At 67.2% G+C, this 2,463-nt stretch carries 1 protein-coding gene; it reads right to left on the bottom strand.

What is annotated here, in order from left to right; translation table 11 throughout:
- The coding region (locus tag H0T81_RS04250; protein WP_294010195.1) for a ribonuclease E/G at nucleotides 1-1,960 on the bottom strand (1,960 nt) is incomplete at its 3' end.
- Between the last annotated feature and the right edge of the window lie 503 nt (nucleotides 1,961-2,463).

The raw sequence follows: 2,463 nt of genomic DNA, 5'->3' as shown, positions 1-2,463 counted from the left end.
CCCGGCCGCGGCCGCCGCGGCGTCTCCGCCGGCGCCTGCGGGGCCCTTCGCCTTCCTCGTCGCGATCGTGGTGCCTGGGGGCGCGGGCAGGGAGTTCCTCCGCCTCGTCGGCCCCGACCAGCGCGGCTTCGATTTCTTCCTCTTCCTCTTCCTCTTCGTCTTCGGCGTCCTCCTCGACTGCAGCAGCCGGCGCCTCGGGCCGCTGCGGAGCGACCGGCCGCGGGCCGGAGCTTTCGACGCTCATCCGCGCGCCTTCGAGGCTCTCGTCGATCAGCACTTCGATGGACACTCCGTAGCGCTGCTCGATTTCGCCGAGCTCGACGCGCTTCTTGTTGAGCAGATAGATCGCCGCTTCACGCCCGGCGCGAAGCACGATCTTGTCGCCGCGGCCGCGCGCCGCCTCGTCCTCGATCATTCGAAGCGCCGACAGGCCCGCCGAGGCAGCGGTCCGCATCAGCCCGGTGCCCTCGCAATGCGCGCACGGCTTGGTCGAGGCTTCGAGCACCCCGGTGCGCAGGCGCTGCCGGCTCATCTCCATCAGGCCGAAGCTCGAGATCCGCCCGACCTGGATGCGCGCTCGATCGTTCTTGAGCGCCTCCTTCATCGCTTTCTCGACCTTCCGGACGTGGCTCGACTGCTCCATGTCGTTGAAGTCGATGACGATCAGGCCGGCCATGTCGCGGAGCCGAAGCTGGCGGGCGATCTCGCTCGCCGCCTCGAGATTGGTCGCAAAGGCGGTCTGCTCGATGTTGTGCTCGCGAGTCGAGCGGCCCGAGTTGATGTCGATCGACACCAGGGCTTCGGTCGGGTTGATGACCAAATAACCGCCCGAGCTCAGCTGGACGACCGGTTGGTACATCGCCGACAGCTGGTCCTCGACTCCGTGGCGCTGGAACAGCGGGGTCACGTCGGCGTGCTGCTTCACCCGCCGGACGTGGCTGGGCATCAGCAGCTTCATGAAGCCGCGGGCGGCCTTGTAGCCTTCCTCGCCCTCGACCAGCACCTCGTCGATCTCGCGGTGGTAAAGGTCGCGGATGGCGCGCTTGATGAGGTCGCTGTCGCGGTAGATCAGCGCCGGAGCGCTGCTCTTGAGCGTGCGCTCGCGGATTTCGTCCCACAGCCGGGCGAGATAGTCGAAGTCGCGCTTGATCTCGACCTTGGTCCGCGACAGGCCGGCGGTGCGGACGATCAGCCCCATCACCGAGGGAAGATTGAGGTCGCCCATGATCGACTTCAGGCGCTTGCGGTCGGCGCCGTCGGAGATCTTGCGGCTGATCCCGCCGCCATGGCTGGTGTTGGGCATCAGCACGCAATAGCGGCCGGCGAGGCTCAGATAGGTGGTGAGGGCAGCGCCCTTGTTGGCCCGCTCCTCCTTGACGACCTGGACGAGCAGCACCTGCCGGCGCTGAATAACGTCCTGGATCTTGTAGCGACGGCGCAAATTCTGGCGCCGCTTCCTCAATTCGTCGGCGGCCGATTCGTCGACCGGAGAGCGAGCCGAGCCCGTGCCCGCTTCGGCGGCCTCGTCGGCGGGGGCTTCGATCTCGCCGCCATTCTCGTCGGCTTCGTCGGCCGCTTCGGTTTCGTCGGCCGAGTCCTTCCTGGAGCGCCTGCTCGCCCGGCGGTCCTCGGCGTCATATTCGGCGGTCCGAAGCCGCTCTTCCTCGGCGGCGTGCTCGGCCTCCTCGCGAAGCAAGGCGTCGCGGTCGGCCTTCGGGATCTGGTAATAGTCGGGGTGGATTTCCGAAAAGGCGAGGAAGCCGTGGCGGTTGCCGCCGTAATCGATGAACGCCGCCTGGAGCGACGGTTCAACGCGGGTCACCTTGGCGAGATAGATATTGCCTTTGAGCTGTTTGTGCTCCGAGGATTCGAAATCAAATTCCTCGATGCGGTTTCCCTTGACGACGGCCACCCGGGTTTCCTCCGGGTGGCGCGCGTCGATCAGCATGCGCATGGACATTGAAAATTCTCCGGGCGCGCCATGCAAACCGGCTGGGCCGGCGGCGCGCCATCAAAACGGCCACGCCCGGCGGCACGGAGCCGGCGGACGCGACGGGATTTGGGGTTACTGCGTCTGCTGCACTGGCCATCCCGCGGAGTCTCCCGGGAAACACGCCTGCCTGCTCGACATTGAGCGGGCGACAGGCGTTTCGTGGCGTCATGTAGCGTCAACCTTGAGGGCCGCTGCGCCTTGCATGGGCCGCGGCGCGGAACCGTCCGGGCGAGCCGGCGGTAGGCTTGGGTTAGCACCCGCCGACCGTGGCCGCAACCGCGACGCCGCCTGTGCTGCACCGCGACCTCATAATTTTTCATTAACCATATGGGCGTGATACAAGGGGCGGGACAACAACTCGAACGGGGGCCATGCGGCAAGGACCGGGAACGAAGGCGAGGCTTGCGGGCGCGGGGCTGGTGACGGCCGCCGCGGCGGCGGCCTTGCTCGTGCTCGGCGCCGGCCGAAGC

The organism is Sphingomonas sp., assembly GCF_013812825.1.
Lineage (GTDB): Bacteria > Pseudomonadota > Alphaproteobacteria > Sphingomonadales > Sphingomonadaceae > Sphingomicrobium.
This window is presented reverse-complemented; position numbering and strand designations above follow the sequence as displayed.